The sequence below is a fragment of the Nocardioides sp. NPDC058538 genome (assembly GCF_042719275.1).
GTDB lineage: Bacteria > Actinomycetota > Actinomycetes > Propionibacteriales > Nocardioidaceae > Nocardioides.
The window spans coordinates 1-19,725 of sequence record NZ_JBHXNY010000040.1; the positions used below are offsets into that span (position 1 = coordinate 1).

Below are 19,725 nucleotides of genomic sequence, written 5' to 3' on the forward strand. Positions count from 1 at the left end.
GTCGAGACGGCACCCAGCTGCCGTCTCGACCGACCTGAGTGACGTCTCGGCGACTGCGTGCGTCCAAGGAGCGGACCGATCGCGTGTTTTCACATTCAATCGACTAATTCAAGTATTCTCCTCGACATTCGTAACCCGATCGACCTTGACTCGGCAGGGCAGAAGTGAGGAACCAGATGAAGAAGATCAAGGTTGCGGTGGCGTTGGCCGCTGCGAGCATCCTGACCTTGACCGCGTGCGGCGGCTCCGGCGGCGGCAGTGACGCGGAGTCGATCTCCATCGTCGGCTTCGCCGTCCCCGAGACGGCCAACAAGGCGATCGCCAAGGAGTTCAACAAGACCCCCGAGGGCGAGGGCGTCACCTTCCAGACCTCATACGGCGCCTCGGGCGACCAGAGCCGTGCGGTCGAGTCCGGCCTGAAGGCCGACTATGTCCACCTGTCCGTCGGCACCGACGTGCAGCGCCTGGAGAAGGCCGGCCTCGTCGACGCGTCGTGGGACGACGGCGACAACAAGGGCATCGTGTCGAGCTCGGTCGTCGTACTCGGTGTCCGTGAGGGCAACCCGAAGAACATCCAGGGCTGGGATGACCTCGTCAAGCCCGGTGTCGGCGTGGTCACGGCCAACCCGGCCTCGTCCGGCGCCGCCCGCTGGAACGCGTTGGCCGCGTGGGGCTCCGTGGTGAAGAACGGTGGCACCGAGGAGGAGGGCAAGGCGTACCTCGACAAGCTCTTCAAGAACGTCGTCACCCTCACCAACTCCGGCCGCGACGCCACCACCGCCTTCCTCGGCGGCACCGGCGATGTGCTGCTCGCTTACGAGAACGAGGCGATCCTCGCGGCCCAGCAGGGTGAGGGCTTCGAGTACATCATCCCGGACTCCACCGTCCTGATCGAGAACCCCGGTGCCATCCTCAAGGACTCCTCCAAGCCGTCTCAGGCCTGGCTCGACTTCGTCCTGGACCCGCAGGGCGGCCAGAAGCAGTTCGCGCTGACCGGCTTCCGCCCCGTCAACACCGCCGAGCCCGGCGTCGTCGACTGGGACGCGATCGGTCTGAAGCCCGAGGACATCAAGGGTGCCAAGGACCCGGCCGACCCGTTCCCGGCCCCGCAGCAGCTGCTCACCCTGGAGAACGACTTCGGTGGCCGCGACTGGTCGGGCGTCAAGGAGAAGCTCTTCGGCACCGGTGAGGACGGCGAGGAGCTCGGCATCGTGACCGACTCCATCGCCAAGTCCGGCAAGGCCTCGCAGTAGCCCGGTCATGAAGACAACCATCCCTACGGCCCGGCCGGCTGCCCGTCGCAGCCGGCCGGCCACCACTCTGACAAGGACCAGCGGCATCGGGCTCGGTATCACGATGCTCTGGTTCAGCCTGCTCGTCCTCATCCCGCTGGTGGCGGTGATCATCACCGCCTCCAGCGGCGGCTGGTCCGCGTTCGCGAACCAGTTCACCAACGAGCAGACCGCGTCGGCGATCCTGCTGACGATCCGTGCGGCCATCGTGGTCACCCTGATCAACGTCGTCATCGGCACTGTCATCGCCTGGGTCCTGGTCCGCGACAAGTTCTGGGGCAAGGGCCTGCTCGAGGTCATCATCGACATCCCGTTCGCGCTGCCGACGATCGTCGCGGGCCTCGTGCTGCTCTCCCTCTACGGCGCCGAGTCGCCCCTCGGCCTGCACTGGGCGAACACGTCGACGTCGGTCTACCTCGCCCTCGCCTTCGTGACGCTGCCCTTCGTCGTACGCATGGTGCAGCCCGTCCTCGAGGAGCTCGACACCGACCTGGAGGAGGCGGCTGCCTCCCTAGGTGCCTCCCGGTTCACCACGTTCTGGCGGATCATCCTGCCGTCGCTGGCCCCGGCCATCGCGGCGGGCGCGGCGCTCTCCTTCGCGCGCGGGATGGGGGAGTACGGCTCCCTGGTCCTGCTCTCGGGCAACCTGCCGTTCAAGTCCGAGGTCGCCTCGGTGCGGATCCTGTCCGCGATCGAGAACGACAACCCGGAAGGCGCGGCGGCGATCGCGGCGATGCTGCTGGGCGTCTCGCTCCTCGTCATCGTCGTCCTCGACCTGGTCCAGAGGAGGATGGTTCGCCGTGGCTGAGACCCGTCGCGCTCCGCGCACCCCGCTGACGTACGTCCTCCGCGTCATCGTCATCGCCTACCTCGGGCTCCTGGTGGCCTGGCCGGTGGTGCTGGTCGCCTGGAACGCCTTCTACGTGCCCGATGTCGGGTTCACGACCGAGGCGTTCACCGCGATCTTCAACGACCCGCAGATGATGCACGCCATCCAGCTGACCTGCGTGGCCGCGATCGTGGCGACGCTGATCAACCTGCTCTTCGGCGTCTCGATCTCGCTGCTGCTGGTGCGTACGGAATTTCCCGGCAAGCGCCTCCTGAGCGCGATGATCGACCTGCCGTTGTCGGTCTCGCCGATCGTCGTGGGCCTGGCGCTCGTGCTGGTCTACGGCGGCCGCGACGGCTGGTTCGGGCCGACGCTCGAGTCGGCCGGGATCCAGATCATCTTCTCGACGCCCGGCATCATCATGGCGACCGCGTTCGTGTCGCTGCCGCTGGTGATCCGCGAGGTCATCCCGGTGCTCGAGGAGATCGGCACCGAGCAGGAGCAGGCCGCCGCGTCGCTCGGCGCGAGCGGCTGGCAGACGTTCTGGCGGATCACGCTCCCAGGGATCAAGTGGGCCGTCATCTACGGCGTCGTGCTCACCCTGGCTCGCTCGCTCGGCGAGTTCGGCGCGGTCAAGGTCGTCTCCGGCAACGTGCTCGGCCAGACCCGCACAGCCACCCTCGCCGTCGAGGAGAAGTACCTCAACTTCGACCAGCAGGGCGCGTACGCCGTCGCCTTCCTCCTCGCCAGCGTCTCGGTCATCTGCATCCTCATCGTCTTCGTGCTGCGCGCCCGCGGTGCGCGCGTGCGGTGAAAGACTCTGACACGAAAGGCTGTATCCCATGAGCATCGAAGTAAGTGGTGTCAACAAGCGTTACGGCGACTTCGTGGCGCTGGAGGACATCAACCTGACCATCCCCACCGGGCAGCTGACCGCCCTTCTGGGGCCCTCCGGCGGCGGCAAGACCACGCTGCTGCGGGTCATCGCCGGGCTGGAGACACCCGACACCGGGTCGGTTGTGATCGAGGGCAAGGACGCGACCTCGCTGCCGGTCCAGAAGCGCAACGTCGGTTTCGTCTTCCAGCACTACGCCGCGTTCAAGCACCTCTCGGTGGCTCGCAATGTCGCCTTCGGTCTGGAGATCCGCAAGCGTCCTCGTGCGGAGATCGCCGCGAAGGTGGAGGAGCTCCTGGAGCTCGTCCACCTGTCGCAGTTCGCCAACCGGCTGCCCTCGCAGCTCTCCGGCGGCCAGCGGCAGCGGATGGCGCTGGCCCGGGCGCTCGCCATCGAGCCGTCCGTGCTTCTGCTCGACGAGCCCTTCGGCGCCCTGGACGCAAAGGTACGCAAGGAGCTACGTGACTGGCTGCGACGGCTCCACGACGAGGTGCACGTGACCACCGTCTTCGTGACCCACGACCAGGAGGAGGCCCTCGAGGTCGCCGACGAGATCGTAGTCGTCAACCAGGGCGGCATCGAGCAGATCGGCACTCCCGAGCAGCTCTACGACGAGCCCGCCAACGACTTCGTGATGTCGTTCCTCGGCGACGTGACCACCCTGGGCGGTTCCTTGATCCGACCCCATGACGTCGAGGTCACCCCGTCGCCGATCTCCGAGCACTCGCTCGAGGGCACCGTCTCACGCGTCCTGCGGATCGGGTTCGAGGTGCGCCTCACGATCCTCACCGACGACGGTGAGGTCGTGACCGCCGAGCTGACGCGTACGCATGCCCGTGCTCTGCAGATCGAGGAAGGTGTCAACGTGTTCGTCACGCCGTCGCCCGGGGCTTACACGATGCCGGCGCCGGCGGCGTAGGGCTGCGCCTTGCTGGAGGAACCCGCCCGCTCAGTGAGGCAGCCAGGCCTCGTCGCGCGCGGTGCGGGTGGTGACCTCGTCGGGCAGCTCGCGGGAGGCGAGCTCGGCGATCGAGACCTTCTCGAAGACCTCGCGCAGCGAGTCGCGAGCAGCGATCCACACGTGCTGGAGGACATCGGCGCGCTCGTTGTAGGTGACGCCCTCGGGACGCAGCCCGTAGACCGAGACCAGCGGACCGTCGACGGCGCGGATGACGTCGGCGACGGAGACGTCCGACGCCTTGCGAGCCAGGCGCCAACCGCCGGACTGGCCGCGCTGAGAGATGACGACGCCGGCCTTGCGGAGGTCGGCGAGGATCGCCTGCAGGAATCCGTGAGGGATCTCCTGGGCGCGGCCGAGCTCTTCGGCGCTGACAGCTTTTCCGTCCTCGCGCGCGGCCATCTCGATGAGGGCGCGGAGGGCGTAGTCGGACTTGGCAGATACTCGCACGGCCACATTCTTGCAGATGAATGCAGAATTTCGCTCAATCTAGTGGTCAAGTCCACTTTCATTCACGAGCGTCTCGGCTCGCACCTTGAGAGCCGCTGCATGCCGCCGGAACCCGTCCGCAACTCGCTCGGGTCCGGCCAGCCCGACCAGTGGACCGGAGAACTCCTCGACCGTCTCGTAGCGCGTCGGTCCGCCGGGTCGCTGGGTCAGCCGCTGGTGACGTACGCCCCGCACCAGGCCGAGCCGCGCCGGCCAGCCCTCATAGACATAGGCAAGGTACGCAGCCTCGACCCCGTCCGCGCCGACCACCGGTGGCTCGACCGCCGAGATCCGCTCCGGCGAGCGCGAGCGGCCGCCGTCCGCCCAGGTCACATGCAGCACGATCGAATTGCCCGCCGCCGCCGGCTGCGCGGTGTCGGCCCACACGACGAACGGGTTCCAGGCGGCGTACGCCTCGGTCTCGACCATCACCCGCCACACCACCTCGATCGGAGCGTCGATCTCGACCGAGGCTCGCGGGTGCTCGTAGGTCACGAGCTCAGCGGTAGTTGATGAACTGCACCGCGAAGTCGTAGTCCTGCCCCTTGACCAGCGAGATCACGTTCTGCAGGTCGTCGCGCTTCTTGGAGGAGACGCGGAGCTCGTCGCCCTGGATCTGCGCCTTGACGCCCTTGGGCCCCTCGTCGCGGATCAGCTTGGAGATCTTCTTCGCGTCCTCGGAGGAGATGCCCTCCTTGAGCGTGATCGAGATCTTCGACTGCTGCCCCGACTGGCGTGGCTCGCTCGCGTCGAGGATCTTCAGCGACTGCTGGCGCTTGATCAGCTTGTCCTGGAAGACCGAGAGGACGGCGCTGGCGCGGTCGTCGGCGGAGGCGGAGATCTCGATCCCGTGCTCACCGCTCCACTCGATGCTCGCGTTGGTCCCCTTGAAGTCGAACCGGGTCGCGACCTCGCGTGCGGTCTGGCTCAGCGCGTTGTCGACCTCCTGACGGTCGATCTTGCTCACGATGTCGAACGACGAGTCCGCCATGACTCTCTCCTCTGGATTCTGACCAAGTCTGTGGTGTCTCACCCTAGGACCTCGTCCCGTTTTCGTACGCCGCCAGCCCCTGCGCTATCGTTTCTTGCTGTCGCGATCCCTTTGTGGGAGCGCACGTAATCCCGGCAGATTGCCCGAGCGGCCAATGGGAGCGGACTGTAAATCCGTCGGCTTTTGCCTTCGAAGGTTCGAATCCTTCATCTGCCACACCAGGGAGAACACACCCCGGTGACCAGCGAGACGCTGGCCACCGGGGTGCTTCGCTTTTCGGCTGTGTCCAGCCGTAGCCCGCTGTCGTCAGGTGACGCGAAAGACCGGCCAGCCGATCTCGGTGCGCCACGCAGAGGGATCGCTGGTGTCACGAGGGCCGACAAGGTAGACCTCCCGTACGGGCCCGGCCACAGACATCGCGTTCTCCACGACCCAGGTCCCGAGTTCGCCGTAGGTGACCTCGATGCCGTCGTGCTCGCCGACGTGGGTGGTGACGGCCAGCTCCGCGGCCGGCAGGATCGCGGGGTGCACGCGTCCAGCGTGAGGCGGCTCAGCGGTCGGCAGGTAGACGAGCGCGTGACCGCGCTCCTGCTCGAAGAGGGCGTTGTCGTAGCTGCCGCCAGGCGGTCCGGTCACGGCGGCGCCGACTGCCGCCTCCAGTTCGGCCATCGCGCCCGCGTACCAGGTCGTGACGTCGCGATGCCCGACCACGGCCTCCACCGCCGCGACCGTACGGGCGGGCTCCGCACGCAGCTCGACGTCGATCGGCGCGGGGTCGGGCTGGAGCAGGCGGCGCAGTGACGTGACCGCCGCCCGGGTGCGGTCGAGTACATCCTCGAGGCGTTGCAGGTGGTCCGCGACCAGGGCCGCCCGGACACCGGGGTCGGGGGTCCTCAGAATCTGTCGCACATCGCTCAGGGGGACGTCGAGCTCGCGGAGTCGTTGGATGACCTGCGCGGTCGGGATCTGGTCTACGCCGTAGTAGCGGTAGCCGGTGGTCTCGTCCACCACGGCGGGCTCAAGCAGGGCCGCCTCGTGATACCGGCGCAGGGTCCGCACGCTCAAGTGGGTCAGTCGCGAGAACTCCCCGATGGTCAGCACACGCTCATTGTGAACGCTCCCCCTGGGGGAGAGTCCAGCGCTTGACCCTCCCACGCCGAGAGGCCAGATGGTGGACTCATGACACAGCACACCGATCTCCCGTCCGACCTGCTCCCGACCACTGTGCGCGACTTCTTCGCCGCCCACGTCGTCCGCGACGCCGACACCGCCTCGTCGTTCCTCACCGAGGATGGGGTCATCGTCGACCAGGACGAGACCTTCCGCGGCCGGCAGGAGACCCACGCGTTCCTGCGGGATGCCGGGTCCGAGTTCGAGTACACGACCGAGCAGATCGGCGCTCGCCGCGTCGATGACACCCACTGGGTGGTGACCGTGCGGCTCGAGGGCACCTTCCCGGGTGGCGTCGCCGAGCTCGACTACCGGTTCGCGTTGCGGGACGGCCTCGTCGCCGAACTCGTCATCGCCAACCGCCCAGCCTGACCGGCGCACCTCGATCTTCATAGGAGAGAAATGTCTGGTTCAGATCGCGATCGTCTCGACGGTCGCCGGGCGCTGGTCACGGGCGGTTCGAAGGGCTCGGGCAAGGCGGTCGCAGAGAGACTGCGAGAGATGGGTGCCGACGTGTACGTGACTGCGCGAGCGATGCCCGACGGGTACGAGCACCCTGACCGATTCATCGAAGCGGACGTGTCGACGGCAGAAGGCACCGACGCCGTGGCCGCTCGAATCGCAGAGGCCGGCGGCACGCTCGACATCCTGGTGCACGTCGTCGGAGGGGCGTCGACGCCTGCTGGTGGGTTCGCCGTCATCACCGATGACCAGTGGCTCACCGAGCTGAACCTCAACCTCCTGGGAGCGGTGCGGCTGGATCGTGCTCTTCTCCCGGCGATGATCGAGTCCGGGTCGGGCGTGGTGCTGCACTTCACCTCGATCCAGCGTGAGCTGCCCCTGCACGACGCGACCTTGGCCTACGCGGCAGCGAAGGCCGCACTGCGCACATACAGCAAGGGACTCGCCAACGAGCTCGCCCCGCGCGGCGTACGGGTCAACGCAATCAGCCCCGGCGGAATCGAGACCGAAGCCTACGAGAGATTCGTGGACCGGATCGCCGAGGGCAACGCACTCACCCGTGAAGCAGCCAAGCAGACCATCTACGACTCCCTCGGAGGAGTGCCCTTGGGACGGTTCGCGCACACCGAGGAGATCGCGGACCTGGTCGGCTTCCTGGTCTCGGACCGCGCCTCGGCAATCGTCGGCGCCGAGTACGTGATCGACGGTGGCACCGTCCCGACCGTCTGAGCCAGGCATCGGCTCCGAGTAGCCACCTGCGAACAGCTCGATCCGAAGGCGAAACCGAGGTTCGGCGTAATCAGAGGTTGAGCTTGGCCGAGCGGACGGCATGGCCATCGGTTTCGGGCACCGTGCGTCGTGCACCGTTTGTGGTCAAGACCTTGAAGTGGCCGCCTTCGCCCAGTTGCGCTGCGGCCTGCCCGAGCAGCAACGCCGAGCTCGGGTCGGAGTGCTGCCCGGATGTGCCGTGGCGACCTGTACTGATGACAGGGGCCGACCTTGGACGAACGTCGGCGGTTATCCCTGAATGTCTACGATGACCTTTCCCGGGCGGCTGTTGCTGAAGGTGTCGATGAACGCCCCAGGAAGTTGGCCGAAGCCTGGCAGGACGGTCTGGACGGCCGCGAGCTTTCCTGTAGTGATGAGCTTCGCGAGGTCAGCTTCGACCGCAGTGGCGCGGTCCATGTAGTCGAGGACGATGAAGCCTTGGGTGGTGACGCGTTTGGTGAGGAGCATGCCAAAGTTGCTGGGCCCTGCTGGTCGCTCAGGGAGGTTGTAGCCGTCGATCAACCCGCAGAGCGCAATCCGCGCGTGGTCGTTGAGCAAGTCGATCGCTGCTTCGAACATCGGGCCGCCGGAGTTCTCGAAGAGTCGGTCGATCCCATCGGGTACGGCTCGTCTCAAGAGTGCGCGCCAGTGCGGATCCTTACGGTCGATCACGGCGTCGGCGCCGAGGCTCGTAACCATGTCGCTCTTCTCCGCGCCGCCAGCGATTCCGATCACCCGGGCACCCGCTACCTTCGCGAGTTGAACAGCCACCGAGCCGACGGCGCCGGAAGCGCCGGAAACCAGCACGGTCTGCCCAGGCTGAGGCCGCAAGATGTCGTTGATTCCTGCCCATGCGGTCAGTCCCGTCATCCCGAGGATTCCCAGGTGGTACTCCAGAGGCACACCTGTGGCCGGCTGGATCTTCTGCCAGTTCGCGTCTGGCGCGGCGATGACTTGGCGCTGCTGCCAGCCGACGAGGCCGCGCACGAGGGTGCCCTCAGGGAAGTCTCCGTTGCGCGAGGCGGTGACTCGGGCGATCCCGAACGCCCGGACTGGTGCCCCGATCGCGACAGGAGGCAGGTAGCTCGGGCGATCGTCGAGCCAGCCGCGAATCGCTGGGTCGATCGAGATTTGGAGTGTCTCGATCTCGATGCCACCTGTTTCGACGGGCGGAACCGGTGTTTCTTCGTGTCGGAAGTCTGTGTTCTTGACATGTCCATGCGGACGCGTGGCCAAGACGATCTGCTGACTCGAGGTCATGGGGTTCTCCTTTGTTCATCGCGACGTTAGGCCCGGCTGAGTTGGCGCGTCTTGGCTAGGCGCGCACACCACTCGACACCGGCGTACGACACACGACGACCGAGCCAGCGGTCGCAGGTCCGGGTTGTGCGCTGAGGACAAGCGGAGCAGCGCGCACGGCCAAGACGTGGCGGTCGTCACATTTCTACGGTGGCCGAAGCGGGCTGAATCCGAGGAGCCCACAAGCGCACAGGAGTCGACATGCCAAAGACCACCGCCGAGCGACCGCTCAAGATCGCCGTCACCATCGACGACTTCGTCCTGTGGGACGGCGCGCCGATGCCAGCCGACGCCACACCCACCACAATCACGCGATCTGTGGCGAAGACCCTGAACGACTACGGGCTCAATGGCACCTACGGGTTCTCACACACGTACCGGCTCGATGCGGAGCCTGAGCATCTGGCGGCGTTCGACGCCTGGGCCGAAGCGGGCCACCATGTCGGCAACCACACCCACGAGCACGCGCCCCTTCGATGGATGTCGGATGCGGCATTCCGACACGACTTCGAGACCGCTGAGAAGCACATCGGACACCTGATCGAGGCTGCTCCGCGCAAGTACTTCCGCTACCCGATGGACATGTGCTCTGGCTCGGAGCAGCGACGCGGCAAGGTTGAGCAGTATCTGGCCGACAACGGCTATACGAATGCCCCGATCACCAGCTGGTTCAGCGACTTCGCGTTCATCGTCCCGTACTTTCGGGCCCTCACACTTCGGGACTCCGAGGCGCAGAAGCAGGTACGTGACATGCACGTCGCGACCGCGGTCGAGATGCTCCACAAGCACGCCGACACCGCCCGCGCGCTCTTCGGAGCGGATGCCCCGCTGATCTGGCTGGTGCACGGAACGACGGTCGCGAGGGACACGCTGCCTGCGATTCTCGAGGCCTTCCTCGAGCAGGGGGTCGAGTTCGTGCCCCTCGATGAGGCGATGCGCCACCCGGTGAACTACGCGATGCCGCCAGCTGTCGAGAGCTTCAGCAACCACCTGCAGCGGTTCGCCATCGCTGCTGGCCTGCCGAAGCCCGAGCTCGAGTATGAGCGCCTCGGCGAGATCATCCACCTCGCACCGATGCCGGGCAGCGACACCATGGCCGTCCTCGAGGACGGGGTGTTCAAGCCGATGGCGGAACGCCTCGGCGTGGCCTATGACTGGGACTGGTCCTGAAAGCCAGAAGCCCGCGACCCGCCGTACACCCCTGGATCCGAAAGTCACACGATGCTGAATCTGGCCGTCATGCTGTCCGACACCGCACGCACCGAGCCCAACCGACTCGCCCTCATCGAGGGTGATCGCACCTTCACCTACGGCGAGGTCCATGCCGCCGCGCAGAAAGTGGCGCAGTTCCTTTCCTCGCACGGTGTCCAACCCGGTGACCGGGTAGCGATGACCATCCCGAACGTGGCCGAGTTCCCCATCGTCTACTACGGCATCCTTCATGCCGGCGCTGCCGTCGTACCGCTCAACGTGATGCTCAAACGCGAAGAAGTCGCCTACCATCTCCAGGACTCGGGAGCAAAGGTCTACTTCTGCGCCATCTCAGACGGCGAGGACGCATGGCGCGGCTTCGATGCAGCCCCGGCCTGCGAGCACCTGGTCACCTTCGGTCCAGGGACAACCCCGCCTGAGGCCAGCACCTCGCTCGCCGATTTGCTCGCAGCCGAGAACGCAGAAGACGCGCACAGCCCGGCCGAGGCGACCGACACCGCCGTCATCCTCTACACGAGCGGAACCACCGGCAAGCCCAAGGGCGCCGAGCTGACCCACGCAAACATGGTTCTCAATGCGTTCGCGAACAACCGCCTCCTCGAGGCACGAGCCGACGACGTTCACCTGGTCACGTTGCCGCTGTTCCACTCCTTCGGTCAGACCGTCCAGATGAACGCCGGCTTCTGTGTGGGGGCCACCCTTGTGCTGCTACCACGGTTCGAGCCGGCTACCGCAGTCGAGCTGATCGCGCGACACCGAGTCTCGGTGTTCGCAGGTGTCCCCACGATGTACTGGGCGTTGCTCGCCGCAGCCGACCGCGGGGTGGACCTCGCCGGCGTGCTGCGTCTGGCCGTCTCCGGTGGTGCCGCAATGCCGGTCGAAGTTCTCACACGATTTGAAAAGACCTTCGGAGTGTCGATTCGTGAGGGGTACGGGCTTTCGGAGACCAGCCCCACCGTCACGTTCAACCCGCTTGGACGGCCCAGCAAGCCTGGCTCGATCGGCCGACCGATCTGGGGCATCGAGGTCAAACTGATCGACCCCGAGTGGAACGAGGTGGCCAACGGCGAAGCCGGTGAGATTGCGGCCCGCGGCCACAACGTCATGAAGGGCTACCTGGGTCGCCCGGAGGCAACCGCGGAAGTGATTCGCGACGGCTGGTTCCGCACCGGCGACATCGCCACCCGCGACGAGGATGGCTACTACTACATCATCGATCGCGCGAAGGACCTGATCGTGCGAGGAGGCTTCAACGTCTACCCTCGCGAGGTCGAGGAAACTCTCATCGCCCATCCAGACGTCAGCCTGGTTGCGGTCATCGGAATCCCCGACGAGCGCGTCGGCGAAGAGGTGAAGGCGTTCGTCATCCGTGAGCCCGGATCCGACCTGTCCACTGAAGCCCTCACGTCCTGGTGTCGCGAGCGCCTCGCGACCTACAAGTGCCCCCGCGCAGTGGAGTTCCGCGATTCGCTGCCGATGAACGCGACCGGGAAGCTGCTCAAGCGCGAGTTGCGCTGACGGGACCATTGTCCGGGGCGGATCTTGAACGTTACCGTCGAAGAGGCCGGGCACGTCGGCCGGTCTGACGAGGGAGGATGAGTGGTGTACACCGTCGACAAATCGCGCACCACCGACCGCGATCTTCGCGAGCGCGGCGAGTGGTGGCGCGACCAGGTCTCGTCAATTCATTGCCTCATGTCGTTCGAGCTCGCCCCCGACTACCGCGGTCGTCTCGAGCACCAACGCTCCGATACCTACCAACTGGTCCGATGGTGGGGGGACGCGGAGAATATCTCGCGCGACCACAAGCAGATCCGCACGGATCCGCGTGACGTGTATGAACTGCTCATCCCGGTTCACGGAGTCCTCACGCTCCGCCAGGACGGCCAGACCTCGCACGTCACCCCCACGCAGATGGCCCTGACGTCGCTGGACCGATCTTTGGATCTACGCCATGGCGACGGGTTCTCCTCGGTCGCGTTCATCGTGCCACGCGAACGACTCGATGTGCGATTGCCGCGGCTACCGCAGTCCGGAGTGACGCTGAACGCGACGCGCGGCCTCGGCAGCATCGTCGTCGACATGATCGCGAGCCTGCGAGAGAACGGGGCATCTCTCGCGGGCGGTCAGTTCGACGCCATCTGCGACCGCATCGTCGACCTGCTTGCGCTCACGTACAACGCCGATACCACTGCGGCCTCGGTCGACGTCCAGGAAGGCTTGGTGGTGAGCATCCGGCGCTTGGTTCGGGAGAACGCCCACGACCCTGGACTGACCGGTGCTGTCGTGGCCGCTCGCCTCGGGTGGTCCCTGCGCAACATCCAGACACAACTACAGCGCGTCGACACCACCCCCTCCGACCTCATCCGAGAAGAGCGACTCGCCCTTGCGCGCTTGAGGCTTCAGGACCCTGCCTGGTTCCGACAGAGTGTCACCCAGGTGGCCTACGCCTCGGGCTTCAGCGACCTCAGCACGTTCAGCAACGCCTACCGCCGGCATTTCGGCGAGCGCCCGTCCGACACAAGATCCGCCGCGCGGGCCGACGCCTGACGGTGAGGGCGACCTGCGCGCCATGCAATCAGTCGGCGCCGAGGCCCAAGCCCACAGAGGCACCCCGCCCATAACGTCGATGACATGAGCACTCCGAACCCCCAGGACGCCAACCACAGTCACGACGCCCTCTTCACGACTCGTGGCCGGACCGCGCTCGTGACGGGTGGATCTCGCGGGATCGGCGCAATGGTCGCCAGAGGATTGGTCCTCGACGGAGCTCACGTAGTGATCACCAGCCGCAATCCGGAGACGTGCCGGGCCACGGCTGCGAGCATCAACGCAGCGGCCGACACAGTTGGCTCCACCGGCCGCTGCACCGCCGTAGCAAGCGACCTGTCCTCCGTCGACGGTGTGACCACCCTGGTCTCCTGGCTGGAGGAACACCTCGAGTCGATCGACATCTTGGTCAACAACGCCGGAGCCACCTGGGGAGCGCCACTCGAGCAATTCCCCCTGGCAGGCTGGACCAAGGTGCTCAACACGAACCTGGTGGCGCCGTTCTATCTCACCACTGGACTCCTTCCTCTGCTCCGGAACGCGGCAGATCCCGAGCACCCCGCCCGCATCATCAACATCGGCAGTGTCGACGCCCTCATCACGCCGCATTGGGAGAACTTCTCCTACAGCGCCAGCAAGGCCGGCCTGCACATGATGACCCGCCAGCTCGCGAAGCACCTCGCACCCGAAAGCATCACAGTCAACGCGATCGCTCCCGGGCCGATTCTCACCGACATGCTCGGCCACATCGCGGCAGACCCCGATGCCGAAACGAAGATGCTGGAACGAGTGCCGCTCGGGCGCTACGGCAATGCAAATGACCTGACCGGCACTGTGCGTTTTCTCGCGTCACCTGCTGGCGCCTACCTGACCGGCGTCACCATCCCGCTCGACGGCGGGATCTCCGGCTGCGCCGGCTGAGCCGTATTGAAGCCAGCGCCCCGTGCCGCTTCATCTCATGTTCAAGGAGACTCCTACATTGAAATCCCCTGTCATCGTGGCCACCGCTCGATCGCCCATCGGTCGGGCCGGACGCGGCAGCCTCACCTCGATGCGCGCTGATGACCTGGCTACCCAGATGGTCGCTGCAGCACTCGCTCAGATCCCGGACCTCGACCCCACGACGATCGACGATATCTACGTCGGCGCCTGGGAGCACACCGGAGAGCAGAGCGAGAACATCGCGCGCCGGGTGGCCGTCCAGCTCGGCCTCGATTCCGTTCCGGGGGCCAGCGTCAACCGCGCATGCGCCTCCAGCGTCCAGACCACCCGCATGGCGGCCAACGCGATCAAAGCCGGCGACGGAGACGTCTTCATCTCGGCGGGCGTCGAATCTGTCTCCCGGTACCTCCCGACAGTCATGAGCGGCGTGGACCGTGGCGCCAACCCACAATTCGACGCGGCCCAGGAGCGCACCCGCCGCAACGCCATCGCCAACCAGCAGTGGACCGACCCCCGCGAGAACGAGGGTTTGCCGGACTTCTACATCTCGATGGGTCAGACCGCGGAGAACGTCGCTACCTATCGGGGCGTGAGCCGCCAGGAACAGGACGAGTTCGCACTCCGATCGCAACAACTCGCCGCATCGGCCATCGCTCAAGGCTTCTTCGACCGCGACATCACCCCGGTCAAGCTGCCCGATGGCAACGTCATCACGACGGACGACGGCCCCCGTCCCTCCACCGAACTCTCCAGCCTCGCGGGACTTCGCACCGTCTTCCGGGAGGGCGGCACTGTCACCGCCGGCAACGCCTGCCCCCTGAACGACGGGGCTGCTGCACTAGTGATCATGAGTGATCGCAAGGCCCGCGAACTGGGCCTGACCCCAATCGCTCGCATCGTGGCCACCGCAGCCAGTGGACTCTCGCCGGAGATCATGGGCCTCGGCCCGGTCGAAGCTTCGCGGCGCGCACTAGCAAAGGTGGGTCTCACCATCAAGGACATCGACCTCGTCGAGATCAACGAGGCCTTCGCCGCTCAGGTCATCCCGTCCTACCGAGAGCTCCGGATCGACATCGACAAGCTCAACGTCAACGGCGGTGGCATCGCCCTCGGCCATCCCTTCGGCGCCACGGGTGCCCGGATTACCACCACGCTGCTGCACGCACTTCAGGAACGAGACCAGCAGTTCGGCCTGGAAACCATGTGTGTCGGAGGTGGCCAGGGCATGGCGATCATCTTCGAGAGGCTCAGCTGATGGGAAACATGACATTCACCTTCGCCGACCGAACCGTCGTCGTCACCGGCGCCGCACGAGGCATCGGCCTCGCCATCTGCGAACGGTTCGCCCAAGCCGGCGCCACCGTCTACCTGGTCGACGCAGACACCCAGGCCGTGACGGAAGCAGCAATCAGGATCGGAGGGGTCGGCCTCACTGCCGACGTCAGCGACACGCCATCCGTCCAGGCCGCGGTCGACCGCGTCGTTACCGACACCGGCAGGATCGACGTACTGGTCAACAACGCCGGAATCCTGCGCGACCGGATGGTCTGGAAGCTCACCGACGACGACTACGGCTCAGTGATGGCTGTTCACGCCGGGGGAACCTTCCGGTTCACCCGCGCATGCACGCCACACTTCCGGAGCCAGGGACACGGGCGCGTCATCAACATCACCTCGTACACCGGACTCCGCGGAAACGTCGGCCAGGCCAACTACGCCATGGCCAAGGCCGGAATCATCGGCTTCACGAAGGCGACAGCGAAAGAGCTAGGGCCCTTCGGCGTCACCGTCAACGCGATCTCACCCAACGCCGAGACCCGGATGATCGAAACCATCCCGCAGGGCCAACGCGACCAGATCGCTTCCCAGATCCCGCTCCGACGATGGGGAACCCCGCGCGAGATGGCCGACGCTGTCGCCTTCCTCGCCACTGACGAAGCCGCCTACATCACCGGAGCCATCGTGCCCGTCGATGGAGGAATCGCGATATGAGCACCTTTGCCAACTTCGACGACCTGAGAGCCTCTGTCGGTGTCGCGCTCGGGCCCAGTAGGTGGATCGAAGTAACCCAGGAGCGCATCGACGGGTTTGCGCGCTACACCGAGGACCATCAATGGATCCACACCGACCCGGACCGGGCCCGATCCGGCCCCTTCGGGACAACCATCGCCCACGGATACCTCACGGTGTCGCTGATCGCCCCGTTCTTGACAGAGTTGCTCCTGGTCGACGGAATTTCGGCGGCAGTGAACTATGGACTCAACAAGGTACGTTTCCCGGCTGCACTTCCCTCGGGCACACAGGTGCGGGCCACAGGCCGACTCGACAGCGTCGAGGACATCCCAGGAGGGGTCCAGACAACAACGACCATCACGATCGAGACCGCAGCCTGCACACGCCCGGTCTGCGTCGCCGAGGTGCTGAGTCGCCTCCTCGCCTAAGGCCGGTCTACCCACGCCTGTGTTCGGCCAGGATTCGTCCGGTCTGCACGATCGCGTCACGTACCGGCCGCAGTTCGCGCCCGATGAGCTTCTCCGCAGCCATGTGGTCGAAAGGCTGGTTCTCCCCGATCAGTCGGCGATTGTCTCTCAGCTGAGCCTCGAAGACACTCGCAAGCCACGTCACCCAGGTCGGCATCGCTCGCGCAGGCATCTTCTCGCTGAGATCCGGGAGATGCCTGCGCAGGGCGCGTGCGACGTCGACGAGCGACACCATGGCCGTATGCACCTCATCGGCGCGCGAACGGTTCTGCGGCGCCCTGGTTCTAATCGTCCATCTGCCGCGCCTGGGAGAACACCCGTGGACCGGCAAACACTCTTCACCGGTGTGTCTCGCCTGTCCGTCCGCATCCGCGGCTGACGTCTCGGGCGGCCGCTGTCGCGTTCCGGGCGTGACGCGGGAGGCGCGGAAGGCGCGATAGGTTCTGGTGATGGATATGAACGCCTACCAGCAGGCAGCGCTGCGCACCGCGGGGTCGAAGGGCACGCCCAACGAGGTGTTCCATCTGCTGCTGGGGCTGGTCGGCGAGACGGGCGAGATCGCCGAGAAGGCGAAGAAGATCATCCGGGACCACGACAGCGACTTCGCCCAGTGGGACCTCGATGATCTCGCCAAAGAGCTCGGCGACACACTGTGGTACCTGGCGGTTCTCGCTGATCACTTCGGGCTTCCACTCGCGGACGTTGCCGAGCTCAACATCAAGAAGCTCGCCGATCGTCAGCAGCGCGACGCCATCGGTGGCAGTGGCGACAACCGCTGACCCGCCGATAGAGCCGTCGCAGCCACGGCCCTGGTTCACGAAGGAGCACCCATGACAGTCGACGCAACTGCCTCGACCGCGGAGAACGACGAGTTCTGGCGGGAGCGGCGGGTCTGCTTCCTGACGACGAGCCGCCCGGACGGCAGCCCGCATCTCGTCCCGGTGGGGGTGACGTTCGATCCCGAGGCCGGCATCGCGCGCGTCATCAGCAGCGCGGGCAGCAAGAAGGTCCGGAACGTACGCGCGGCCGGGGCCGGCGCTCAGGCGGCGGTCAGCCAGGTGGACGGGCGTCGTTGGTGCACGCTGGAGGGCACGGCGGTGGTCAAGGACGACGCGGAGTCGGTGGCCGAGGCCGAGCGGCGGTACGCCGAGCGCTACCGGCAGCCCCGTCCCAACCCGGAGCGTGTCGTCATCGAGATCACCGTGGCTCGGGTGCTCGGCAACACCCGTCCTTCGGGCTGGTGAGCTGGGCGGGGTGAGCTCCGTCCCTGGTGCCGAAAACCAGGTATGGCCACCGTTGCGGGCAAGGACGAGGGTGGAGCAATGACCACGAAACCTGCGTATGCCGTCGCATGGATGAACGGCATGAACGTCAACGACGACATCATCGAGTATCTGCGCCGGGTCGACGCCACCCTCGCGCCGTTCGACGGCGAAATCCTCATTCACGGTCCCGATCTCGTCGTGGCCGAGGGCACCGCTGAGGGCATGCTGGTGGTCCTCCGCTTTCCGTCGGCGGAGGCGGCCCAGGGGTGGTACACCTCACCGGCCTACCAGGAGATCCTCCCGCTGAGACTGAACAACATCGACCAGGAGCGTTCGTTCGCCATCCTGGCCGAGGGCGTTGCGCCGGGCTACTCCGCGAGCCAGAAGATCGCCGAGTTCATGGCCTAGCCGAACTGGTGCGCACCGGGTCAGCGGTCGGTGAGGACGACGCGGTCGTTGAGGTCCTGGACGTCGCGGCGGTTGCCGGTGGGGAACATGGTGCGGAACCGGTCGATCTGGTGGGGTGAGGCGGTGATGGGCTCGGTGAGCATGACCCACTGGACGTGCTCGGTGTAGGGCGCGGTCGTGAGGGAGCCGTCGTAGCGGTAGGACGTGTGTCGGCGCGGCAGGAGGGCGCCGACGTCGATGTGGCCGACCGGGTCGTCAGCGGTGCACTCGGAGACCAGGTGGTCGTAGAGGCTGCCGAGGGTCGGGTTGGCGCGGCCCGGGCGGACCCAGACGCCGACGACGAGGGTGTGGCCGGAGGCGTCCTGGTGCACGAAGTGCATCTCGATCGGGTAGTCCCGGGCGGGGAGCAGATGCTCGCTCGGGGTGTGCCAGTGGAACTGCACCAAGCCGTACGTCACGCCGCCCATCTCGAGCGAGCCGACGCCGGGCGGGAGCTCGGCGCGTACGGTCTCCTCGTCACCGCGGACAGTGCAGCCGTCGGGCTCGTCGGCGTCCTCGCGGATGTACTTCATCGTGACGGTCGCGTCGTGGGGGTAGTGGACGTGCAGGGCGGGCAGGTGCGCCTGCTCGGTGCTGCTGCGGTAGATGCGGATGGGGCTCTGGTGAGGTGCGGAGTGCGGTGCGCCGACGGAGGTCGCGGATGCGGCCGCTGACGAGGACAGCGCGGTGAGCCCCGCGATGGCGGCGGCTCCCTGGAGCAGGGCGCGACGGTTCAGCCCGACGTTGGTTCGCAACATGGAGATCTCCCGAGATCTACCGGGTCGAGGTGACCCGTGGACCGCAATACGTACCACAAACGGCGGTCGGACGACCGCCGTTGGCGCCGCGTCAGGCCAGGTCGGCGGCGAGCTGCTTGCCGGCCTCGGTGAGCAGAGGGACGGCGCGCTCGATGAGCTCGTCGCTCATTCGCCCGGTCGGCCCGCTGATCGACATCGCCAGGCGCGGGGCGTAGTCGGGGACGGCGACGGCGACGCAGCGTACGCCTGCCTCCTGCTCGCCCTCGTCGATGGCGTAGCGGCGCTCGCGGACCTGCACGAGCTGGTCGAGGTAGTCGTCGCGCGAGGTGATCGTGGTGGAGGTGTAGGGGACCATGTCGGTGCGCCGGAGGATGTCGCGGACCTGGTCGGGAGCCATGTCGGCGAGGATGGCCTTGCCGACGGCGGTGCAGTGCGGGGACACCCGGCGGCCGACCTCGGTGAACATACGCATCGACTGGCGCGACTCGGTGTGGGCGACGTAGACGATCTGGTCGCCGTCGAGCATCGCCAGGTTGGCCGACTCGCCGACCTCGTCGACGAGCCGGGTGAGGTGCGGGCGGGCCCAGGTGCTGAGCATGCGCGAGGAGCTCTCGCCGAGCCGGATCAGCTTGGGGCCGAGGACGTAGAGCCGGTTGGCCTCCTGGCGGAGGTAGCCCAGGTCGACGAGGGTGCGCACCAGCCGGTGGATGGTCGGCAGCGGCAGGCCGGAAGCCGCGGCGAGCTGGGAGAGCCCCATGGTCCCGCCGGCGTCGGCCATTGTCTCCAGCAGTGCGAAGGCACGCTCGATCGACTGCACGGCCCCGGTGCGCGCCTTCGGCGCCTTCTCGTTCTCGCTCACCTGAGCTCCCCGATCTATGGGTACTGTCTTCCGGATGACGGAAGTCTAGCGTCGTGTAG

At 66.5% G+C, this 19,725-nt stretch carries 24 protein-coding genes and 1 tRNA gene; 17 read left to right on the forward strand and 8 right to left on the reverse strand.

The features are described from left to right. The first annotated feature begins 176 nt into the window (after positions 1 to 176). From ACFWQC_RS24565 to ACFWQC_RS24580, 4 genes are read left to right on the forward strand one after another with little or no spacing between them, the layout of a single operon-like run. On the forward strand, positions 177 to 1,253 hold the full coding sequence (locus tag ACFWQC_RS24565; protein ID WP_378684190.1) for a sulfate ABC transporter substrate-binding protein: 1,077 nt from the start codon (positions 177 to 179) through the stop codon (positions 1,251 to 1,253). Between the two features lie 7 nt (positions 1,254 to 1,260). Further along, positions 1,261 to 2,100: a sulfate ABC transporter permease subunit CysT gene (gene cysT, locus ACFWQC_RS24570; RefSeq protein ID WP_378684193.1), complete on the forward strand. Its 840-nt coding sequence runs from the start codon at positions 1,261 to 1,263 to the stop codon at positions 2,098 to 2,100. Further along, entirely contained in the window at positions 2,093 to 2,935 is an 843-nt protein-coding gene (locus ACFWQC_RS24575) for a sulfate ABC transporter permease (protein ID WP_378684196.1), read from the forward strand. Before cysT ends, ACFWQC_RS24575 begins: the two co-directional genes overlap by 8 nt. Positions 2,936 to 2,963: 28 nt before the next feature. Next, positions 2,964 to 3,935: a sulfate/molybdate ABC transporter ATP-binding protein gene (locus ACFWQC_RS24580; protein ID WP_378684199.1), complete on the forward strand. Its 972-nt coding sequence runs from the start codon at positions 2,964 to 2,966 to the stop codon at positions 3,933 to 3,935. 30 nt (positions 3,936 to 3,965) lie between these two features. On the opposite strand, the gene ACFWQC_RS24585 is transcribed toward ACFWQC_RS24580, so the two are convergent. Genes ACFWQC_RS24585 through ACFWQC_RS24595 form a run of 3 tightly spaced genes read right to left on the reverse strand, consistent with a single transcriptional unit; the run spans position 3,966 to position 5,454 of the window. Continuing rightward, positions 3,966 to 4,424 carry an Rrf2 family transcriptional regulator gene (locus tag ACFWQC_RS24585; RefSeq protein ID WP_091044275.1) on the reverse strand — a complete coding sequence of 153 codons (459 nt, stop codon included), beginning with the start codon at positions 4,422 to 4,424 and terminating at the stop codon, positions 3,966 to 3,968. Between the two features lie 39 nt (positions 4,425 to 4,463). Continuing rightward, positions 4,464 to 4,958 (reverse strand): SRPBCC domain-containing protein, encoded by a 495-nt coding sequence (locus ACFWQC_RS24590; RefSeq protein ID WP_378684202.1) that lies wholly within the window; start codon positions 4,956 to 4,958, stop codon positions 4,464 to 4,466. A 4-nt stretch (positions 4,959 to 4,962) separates the two neighbouring features. Beyond that, positions 4,963 to 5,454, reverse strand: a complete 492-nt coding sequence (locus tag ACFWQC_RS24595) for a YajQ family cyclic di-GMP-binding protein (RefSeq protein ID WP_378684205.1) — start codon at positions 5,452 to 5,454, stop codon at positions 4,963 to 4,965. 133 nt (positions 5,455 to 5,587) lie between these two features. Between ACFWQC_RS24595 and ACFWQC_RS24600 the strand changes: the two genes are divergently transcribed. Beyond that, positions 5,588 to 5,670: transfer RNA gene (locus tag ACFWQC_RS24600), tRNA-Tyr, on the forward strand. Between the two features lie 90 nt (positions 5,671 to 5,760). On the opposite strand, the gene ACFWQC_RS24605 is transcribed toward ACFWQC_RS24600, so the two are convergent. After that, a complete protein-coding gene (locus ACFWQC_RS24605) occupies positions 5,761 to 6,555 on the reverse strand; it encodes a MerR family transcriptional regulator (RefSeq protein ID WP_378684208.1) in 795 nt (264 codons plus the stop codon). A 78-nt stretch (positions 6,556 to 6,633) separates the two neighbouring features. Here ACFWQC_RS24605 and ACFWQC_RS24610 point away from each other — a divergent pair, with 78 nt between their 5' ends. Then, positions 6,634 to 6,996: a nuclear transport factor 2 family protein gene (locus ACFWQC_RS24610; protein WP_378684211.1), complete on the forward strand. Its 363-nt coding sequence runs from the start codon at positions 6,634 to 6,636 to the stop codon at positions 6,994 to 6,996. 30 nt (positions 6,997 to 7,026) lie between these two features. Next, the gene (locus tag ACFWQC_RS24615) at positions 7,027 to 7,815 is read left to right on the forward strand and encodes an SDR family oxidoreductase (protein ID WP_378684214.1); all 789 of its coding nucleotides are present in this window, start codon (positions 7,027 to 7,029) and stop codon (positions 7,813 to 7,815) included. A gap of 288 nt (positions 7,816 to 8,103) precedes the next feature. Here the strand turns inward: ACFWQC_RS24615 and ACFWQC_RS24620 are convergent, their stop codons facing one another. After that, positions 8,104 to 9,114 (reverse strand): NADP-dependent oxidoreductase, encoded by a 1,011-nt coding sequence (locus ACFWQC_RS24620; RefSeq protein ID WP_378684217.1) that lies wholly within the window; start codon positions 9,112 to 9,114, stop codon positions 8,104 to 8,106. Positions 9,115 to 9,354: 240 nt separating this feature from the next. Here ACFWQC_RS24620 and ACFWQC_RS24625 point away from each other — a divergent pair, with 240 nt between their 5' ends. From ACFWQC_RS24625 to ACFWQC_RS24655, 7 genes are all read left to right on the forward strand, one after another. Beyond that, positions 9,355 to 10,323 carry a polysaccharide deacetylase family protein gene (locus ACFWQC_RS24625; RefSeq protein WP_378684220.1) on the forward strand — a complete coding sequence of 323 codons (969 nt, stop codon included), beginning with the start codon at positions 9,355 to 9,357 and terminating at the stop codon, positions 10,321 to 10,323. 51 nt (positions 10,324 to 10,374) lie between these two features. After that, on the forward strand, positions 10,375 to 11,883 hold the full coding sequence (locus ACFWQC_RS24630) for a long-chain fatty acid--CoA ligase (RefSeq protein ID WP_378684223.1): 1,509 nt from the start codon (positions 10,375 to 10,377) through the stop codon (positions 11,881 to 11,883). Between the two features lie 84 nt (positions 11,884 to 11,967). Continuing rightward, the gene (locus tag ACFWQC_RS24635) at positions 11,968 to 12,915 is read left to right on the forward strand and encodes an AraC family transcriptional regulator (RefSeq protein WP_378684226.1); all 948 of its coding nucleotides are present in this window, start codon (positions 11,968 to 11,970) and stop codon (positions 12,913 to 12,915) included. Between the two features lie 84 nt (positions 12,916 to 12,999). Beyond that, on the forward strand, positions 13,000 to 13,836 hold the full coding sequence (locus tag ACFWQC_RS24640) for an SDR family oxidoreductase (protein ID WP_378684229.1): 837 nt from the start codon (positions 13,000 to 13,002) through the stop codon (positions 13,834 to 13,836). A 58-nt stretch (positions 13,837 to 13,894) separates the two neighbouring features. Beyond that, a complete protein-coding gene (locus ACFWQC_RS24645; RefSeq protein WP_378684320.1) occupies positions 13,895 to 15,112 on the forward strand; it encodes an acetyl-CoA C-acetyltransferase in 1,218 nt (405 codons plus the stop codon). After that, the gene (locus tag ACFWQC_RS24650; protein ID WP_378684232.1) at positions 15,112 to 15,849 is read left to right on the forward strand and encodes a 3-oxoacyl-ACP reductase family protein; all 738 of its coding nucleotides are present in this window, start codon (positions 15,112 to 15,114) and stop codon (positions 15,847 to 15,849) included. Before ACFWQC_RS24645 ends, ACFWQC_RS24650 begins: the two co-directional genes overlap by 1 nt. Next, complete coding sequence (locus tag ACFWQC_RS24655; protein ID WP_378684235.1) at positions 15,846 to 16,298, forward strand: MaoC family dehydratase; 453 nt, start codon at positions 15,846 to 15,848, stop codon at positions 16,296 to 16,298. The genes ACFWQC_RS24650 and ACFWQC_RS24655 overlap by 4 nt, the downstream gene beginning before the upstream one ends. 7 nt (positions 16,299 to 16,305) lie before the next feature. Here ACFWQC_RS24655 and ACFWQC_RS24660 read toward each other — a convergent pair whose 3' ends face one another. Next, positions 16,306 to 16,572 carry a hypothetical protein gene (locus ACFWQC_RS24660; RefSeq protein WP_378684237.1) on the reverse strand — a complete coding sequence of 89 codons (267 nt, stop codon included), beginning with the start codon at positions 16,570 to 16,572 and terminating at the stop codon, positions 16,306 to 16,308. Between the two features lie 214 nt (positions 16,573 to 16,786). Between ACFWQC_RS24660 and ACFWQC_RS24665 the strand changes: the two genes are divergently transcribed. The 3 genes from ACFWQC_RS24665 to ACFWQC_RS24675 all read left to right on the forward strand — a co-directional run bounded on the left by ACFWQC_RS24665 (position 16,787) and on the right by ACFWQC_RS24675 (position 18,010). Further along, positions 16,787 to 17,116, forward strand: a complete 330-nt coding sequence (locus ACFWQC_RS24665; protein ID WP_355019422.1) for a nucleoside triphosphate pyrophosphohydrolase family protein — start codon at positions 16,787 to 16,789, stop codon at positions 17,114 to 17,116. A gap of 51 nt (positions 17,117 to 17,167) precedes the next feature. Continuing rightward, a complete protein-coding gene (locus ACFWQC_RS24670; protein ID WP_378684241.1) occupies positions 17,168 to 17,581 on the forward strand; it encodes a TIGR03618 family F420-dependent PPOX class oxidoreductase in 414 nt (137 codons plus the stop codon). Positions 17,582 to 17,659: 78 nt separating this feature from the next. Beyond that, complete coding sequence (locus ACFWQC_RS24675) at positions 17,660 to 18,010, forward strand: DUF1330 domain-containing protein (protein ID WP_378684244.1); 351 nt, start codon at positions 17,660 to 17,662, stop codon at positions 18,008 to 18,010. Positions 18,011 to 18,030: 20 nt separating this feature from the next. Here ACFWQC_RS24675 and ACFWQC_RS24680 read toward each other — a convergent pair whose 3' ends face one another. Continuing rightward, positions 18,031 to 18,807: a carbonic anhydrase family protein gene (locus tag ACFWQC_RS24680; protein WP_378684247.1), complete on the reverse strand. Its 777-nt coding sequence runs from the start codon at positions 18,805 to 18,807 to the stop codon at positions 18,031 to 18,033. A 91-nt stretch (positions 18,808 to 18,898) separates the two neighbouring features. Further along, positions 18,899 to 19,666: an IclR family transcriptional regulator gene (locus ACFWQC_RS24685; protein WP_378684250.1), complete on the reverse strand. Its 768-nt coding sequence runs from the start codon at positions 19,664 to 19,666 to the stop codon at positions 18,899 to 18,901. Positions 19,667 to 19,725 lie beyond the last annotated feature (59 nt).

Excerpts from the sequence above, each read along its gene's own strand:
- ACFWQC_RS24650 (WP_378684232.1), top strand. The coding sequence starts at position 15,112 with ATGGGAAACATGACATTCACCTTCGCCGACCGAACCGTCGTCGTCACC.
- ACFWQC_RS24675 (WP_378684244.1), top strand. The coding sequence starts at position 17,660 with ATGACCACGAAACCTGCGTATGCCGTCGCATGGATGAACGGCATGAAC.
- ACFWQC_RS24680 (WP_378684247.1), bottom strand. The coding sequence starts at position 18,807 with ATGTTGCGAACCAACGTCGGGCTGAACCGTCGCGCCCTGCTCCAGGGA.
- ACFWQC_RS24640 (WP_378684229.1), top strand. The coding sequence starts at position 13,000 with ATGAGCACTCCGAACCCCCAGGACGCCAACCACAGTCACGACGCCCTC.
- ACFWQC_RS24580 (WP_378684199.1), top strand. The coding sequence starts at position 2,964 with ATGAGCATCGAAGTAAGTGGTGTCAACAAGCGTTACGGCGACTTCGTG.
- ACFWQC_RS24620 (WP_378684217.1), bottom strand. The coding sequence starts at position 9,114 with ATGACCTCGAGTCAGCAGATCGTCTTGGCCACGCGTCCGCATGGACAT.
- ACFWQC_RS24615 (WP_378684214.1), top strand. The coding sequence starts at position 7,027 with ATGTCTGGTTCAGATCGCGATCGTCTCGACGGTCGCCGGGCGCTGGTC.
- ACFWQC_RS24630 (WP_378684223.1), top strand. The coding sequence starts at position 10,375 with ATGCTGAATCTGGCCGTCATGCTGTCCGACACCGCACGCACCGAGCCC.
- ACFWQC_RS24665 (WP_355019422.1), top strand. The coding sequence starts at position 16,787 with ATGGATATGAACGCCTACCAGCAGGCAGCGCTGCGCACCGCGGGGTCG.
- ACFWQC_RS24625 (WP_378684220.1), top strand. The coding sequence starts at position 9,355 with ATGCCAAAGACCACCGCCGAGCGACCGCTCAAGATCGCCGTCACCATC.
- ACFWQC_RS24660 (WP_378684237.1), bottom strand. The coding sequence starts at position 16,572 with ATGGTGTCGCTCGTCGACGTCGCACGCGCCCTGCGCAGGCATCTCCCG.
- ACFWQC_RS24670 (WP_378684241.1), top strand. The coding sequence starts at position 17,168 with ATGACAGTCGACGCAACTGCCTCGACCGCGGAGAACGACGAGTTCTGG.
- cysT (WP_378684193.1), top strand. The coding sequence starts at position 1,261 with ATGAAGACAACCATCCCTACGGCCCGGCCGGCTGCCCGTCGCAGCCGG.
- ACFWQC_RS24595 (WP_378684205.1), bottom strand. The coding sequence starts at position 5,454 with ATGGCGGACTCGTCGTTCGACATCGTGAGCAAGATCGACCGTCAGGAG.
- ACFWQC_RS24610 (WP_378684211.1), top strand. The coding sequence starts at position 6,634 with ATGACACAGCACACCGATCTCCCGTCCGACCTGCTCCCGACCACTGTG.
- ACFWQC_RS24655 (WP_378684235.1), top strand. The coding sequence starts at position 15,846 with ATGAGCACCTTTGCCAACTTCGACGACCTGAGAGCCTCTGTCGGTGTC.
- ACFWQC_RS24565 (WP_378684190.1), top strand. The coding sequence starts at position 177 with ATGAAGAAGATCAAGGTTGCGGTGGCGTTGGCCGCTGCGAGCATCCTG.